Origin of the sequence: Mycobacterium sp. E342 (assembly GCF_001667665.1) — a bacterium.
Lineage (GTDB): Bacteria > Actinomycetota > Actinomycetes > Mycobacteriales > Mycobacteriaceae > Mycobacterium.
Window position 1 is genome coordinate 1 of record NZ_LZJM01000295.1, and the last position, 4268, is coordinate 4268.

The 4268-nt window shown below is 65.8% G+C and carries 2 pseudogenes; one reads left to right on the forward strand and one right to left on the reverse strand.

The features are described from left to right. Positions 1-3262, forward strand: a pseudogene (locus tag A5692_RS24380) (condensation domain-containing protein); the annotation flags it as partial. Positions 3263-3285: 23 nt separating this feature from the next. Here A5692_RS24380 and A5692_RS30050 read toward each other — a convergent pair. Beyond that, positions 3286-4266 (reverse strand): annotated as a pseudogene (locus A5692_RS30050) (condensation domain-containing protein); the annotation flags it as partial. Positions 4267-4268: the final 2 nt, after the last annotated feature.

Consider the following 4268-nt stretch of genomic DNA (forward strand, 5'->3'; position numbering starts at 1 on the left):
TCGTCGCCGCGGAGAAGTCCGTACCCCAGTACTCGAGACAATCGGGGGCCAACTGGGCCAACAACAACCCGCTACCGCATCCCGATTTGTCGCCTGCCCCTTCGCCGGCGCCGGAGCGCGGATGTATCGCACCGGGGACTTGGTGTGTTGGGGGGCCGATGGCCAGCTGCAGTACCTCGGGCGTGCGGATGAGCAGGTCAAGATCCGCGGGTATCGCATCGAACTCGGCGAAATCCGGGCCGCGCTCGCCGGTGTGGATGGGGTGGGGCAGGCGGTGGTGATCGCCCGCGAGGACCGCCCAGGGGATAAGCGCCTGGTCGGCTATATCATCGAATCTCATTCAGGGGCAGTGGATCCGGTCGCGATCCGCGCCCGCCTGGCGGACCGCCTGCCGGGGTATATGGTGCCGGCCGCGATCATGGTGATCGATGCCATCCCGTTGACGGTCAACGGCAAACTCGACACCAGCGCCCTGCCCGTCCCCGACTACACCGGCGGTCAGTATCGCGCCCCGGGCGGTCTGACCGAGGAAATAATGGCCGGCATCTACGCCCAAATCCTCGGCATCGAACGGGTCGGGATTGACGACTCCTTCTTCGATCTGGGTGGGGACTCACTGTCGGCGATGCGCCTGATGGCCGCCATTAACACCAGTTTGGGTGGGGGTCTCTCGGTGCGTGCGGTGTTTGAGGCCCCCACTATCGCCCAGTTAGCACCCCGGATCGACGCGAACGCCGGCGGTGGTGGGGGCGGGCTCGCCCCGCTGGCGGCCGGCCCGCGGCCCGCGGTCGTGCCGTTGTCGTTTGCCCAGTCCCGGTTGTGGTTTATCGACCAGTTGCTTGGCCCCTCTGCGGTCTACAACATGCCCGTCGCGGTGCGGCTAACGGGACCACTCGACGTTGAAGCACTGGGGGCCGCGCTGGCCGATGTGGTGGGACGCCATGAAAGCCTGCGAACCGTGTTCCCCGCAGTCGACGGTGTCCCCGAGCAGCAGGTGGTGCCGGCTGCTCGGGCCGAGTTCGGCTGGGCGGTGATCGATGCCGGTGAGTGGACGCACGAGCGGCTCGAGGAGACCATCGCGGCGGTGGTGGGATACCGGTTTGATCTCGCCATCGAAATCCCCTTCCATGCAGAGCTTTTCCGGCTTGGCGACCAGGAGCATGTGTTGGTGGCCGTAGCCCACCATATCGCCGCTGATGGCTGGTCGATCACCCCGCTGATACGGGATCTGGGTATGGCCTATGCAGCCCGGTGCGCAGACCAATCCCCGGGGTGGGTGCCGTTGCCGGTGCAGTATGCCGACTACACGCTCTGGCAACGCACTCAATTCGGGAACCTCGACGACCCGCACAGCCGTATCGCCGCACAGCTCGTCTACTGGGAGCACACGTTGGCCGGCATGCCTGAACGGCTGGCTTTGCCGACGGATCGGCCCTATCCGGCTGTGGCCGATCACCGCGGGGCCAGCATCACCGTGGAGTGGCCGGCTGAGTTGCAGCAGCAGATCGCGCGGGTGGCCCGCGAGCATAATGCGACCAGTTTCATGGTGATCCAGGCCGCCCTGGCGGTCTTGTTGGCCAAACTCAGCACAAATACTGATGTGGCCGTAGGGTTCCCGATCGCGGGCCGGCGTGACCCGTTGCTCGATGAGGTGGTGGGTTGTTTCTTCAACACCTTGGTGCTGCGAATGGATCTGGCCGGGGACCCGAGCATCGCAGAGGTGTTGGGCCAGGTGCGTGCGCGTAGCCTAGCCGCGTTTGAGCACCAAGATGTGCCCTTTGAGGTGTTGGTGGAACGACTGAACCCCACACGCTCGCTGGCTCATCACCCCCTGGTGCAGGTGATGCTGGCATGGCAAAACTTCCCCGGACAAACCCAGGACCCCGCCGTCGGGTTGGCCTTGGAGGGTCTGCAGGTCACGCCGCTGCCGTCGAGTATCGAGGTTGCCCGCATGGACCTGACATTTTTCCTTGGGGAGCGCTGGAACGAGGTTGGCCAGCCCGCTGGGATCGGGGGGGTGGTGGAATTTCGCACCGATGTATTCGACCCCGCCAGTATCGAAACGCTGATCACACGGTGGGGCCGGGTGCTGGCGAGCATGATGGCTGATCCGTCGAGGCTGGTGTCCTCGATTGATGTTCTCGACGAGTCCGAGCATTTCCGCCTGGAGGGGTGGGGTAATCGCGGCGTGTTGACCCGGGCCGCTGTCCCGACGGTATCGATTCCGCAGTTATTCGCCGCCCAAGTGGCGCGGACGCCTGAGGCGGTGGCACTCAGCTGTGCGGGCCTTTCCCTGACGTATCGGGAGTTGGATGACGCCTCGAACCGGTTGGCGTACCTGCTGGCCCGCCGGGGCGCGGGTCCGGGCGCGCGTGTGGCGCTCCTGTTTTGGCGGTCTGCCGACGCGGTCGTGGCGATCCTGGCGGTGCTCAAGACCGGGGCGGCCTATGTGCCGATCGATCCGAGCGTGCCCGCAGCGCGGATCGAGTTCCTGCTTACCGACGCGGCCCCGGTGGTGGTGCTCACCACGACCGACTTACGGTCGCGGCTCGACGGTCATGGCGTGCCGGTAATTGATGTCGACCACCCCGCCGTAGACGTTGAACCGAGTAACGCCTTGCCCGGTCCGGCTGCTGACGATATTGCGTACTTGATTTACACCTCGGGCACCACCGGTATGCCCAAGGGCGTTGCTATTACCCACGGCAATGTCGCGCAGTTGGTCGATTCTCTGGACGCGGGATTGGAACCACAACGAGTGTGGACGCAGTGTCATTCCTATGCGTTCGACTTTTCGGTGTGGGAGATCTTCGGCGCCCTGCTGCGTGGGAGCCGATTGGTGGTGGTGCCCGAATCGGTGACCGCCTCCCCGGATGACTTGCACGCCTTGCTGATTGCTGAGCGGGTCAGTGTGTTGAGTCAGACTCCCTCTGCGGTGGCGATGTTGTGCCCGGAGGGTTTGGAGTCGGTGGCGTTGCTGGTGGGTGGGGAGGCGTGCCCGGCTGAGGTGGTGGATCGGTGGGCGCCGGGGCGGGTGATGGTCAACGCTTATGGGCCGACCGAGACCACGGTGTGGGCGGCGATCAGTGCCCCGCTCACCCCGGATTCGGGGGTGGTGCCGATCGGGTCGCCGCTGCCGGGAGCGGCGCTGTTGGTGCTCGATGGGTGGTTGCGGCCGGTGCCGGCCGGGGTGGTCGGAGAGTTGTATGCGGCCGGCGCCGGGGTCGGGGTGGCGTCGGTGAGCAGGAAACCGATCCGCGCTGTCGGCCATCCTGGATCCATCGGCACATAGGCCGCCCCGCTCTTCAACACCGCCAGGATCGCGACAATGGCCTGCGCGCCGCGCGGCAGCAGCAACCCCACATACTCACCGGGGCCGGCGCCCTGGGCAACCAGTAAGTGCGCCAACCGATTAGTCGACTCATCGAGTTCTCGATAGGTCCAGGACCGGTCCCCGAAGCTCAGTGCTACCGCCTCCGGGGCGCAGGCGACTTGGGTCGCAAATGCTGCCGGAATCGACACCCCCGACGCAGCTGGCTGGTCCAATACCGCCCGGTTACCCCATGCCTCCAGGAAGGCCAACTCCTGCGCGTCGAGTACCTCGATCCAGGACAGCGGCCGTGACGGATCCGCGGTCATGGCCACCAGCACCCGTTGGAACCGGGTGACCAGCAGCTCGATGCTGGCGGGGTCGAACACATCGGTGCGGAATTCCACCGCCCCGGCGATGCCGGCCGGCTCCCCAGATTGTGTCCAGCGTTCGGCCAACGAAAATGACAAATCCACACGGGCAGTGCGGGTTTCCACGGGCAGCGGGCTAGCCCACAGCTGGTCCCCCAGCGTCTGGCCGGCAATCATGTCCAGATGTTGCCCGGGCTGGTTTTGCCAGGCGAGCATGACCTGCACCAACGGGTGGTGGGCCAGGCTGCGGGTGGGGTGCAGCCGTTCCACCATGACCTCGAAGGGCACGTCTTGGTGCTCGAAGGCGGCCAGGCTGCGCGCGCGCACCCGCCCTAGTACTTCGGCGACGGTGGGGTCGTCGGCCAGATCGACGCGCAATACCAGGGTGTTGACGAAAAACCCGACCAGCTCATCGAGGGCAGGGTCGCGCCGCCCGGCGATCGGGAACCCCACCGCCACATCGGTATTGGTGCTGAGTTTGGCCAACAACACTGCCAAGCCGGCCTGGATCACCATGAAACTGGTGGCGTTGTGTGCGCGGGCCAGCTGGTTGATCTGCTGCTGCAGCTCGGCGGGCCACTCGATCG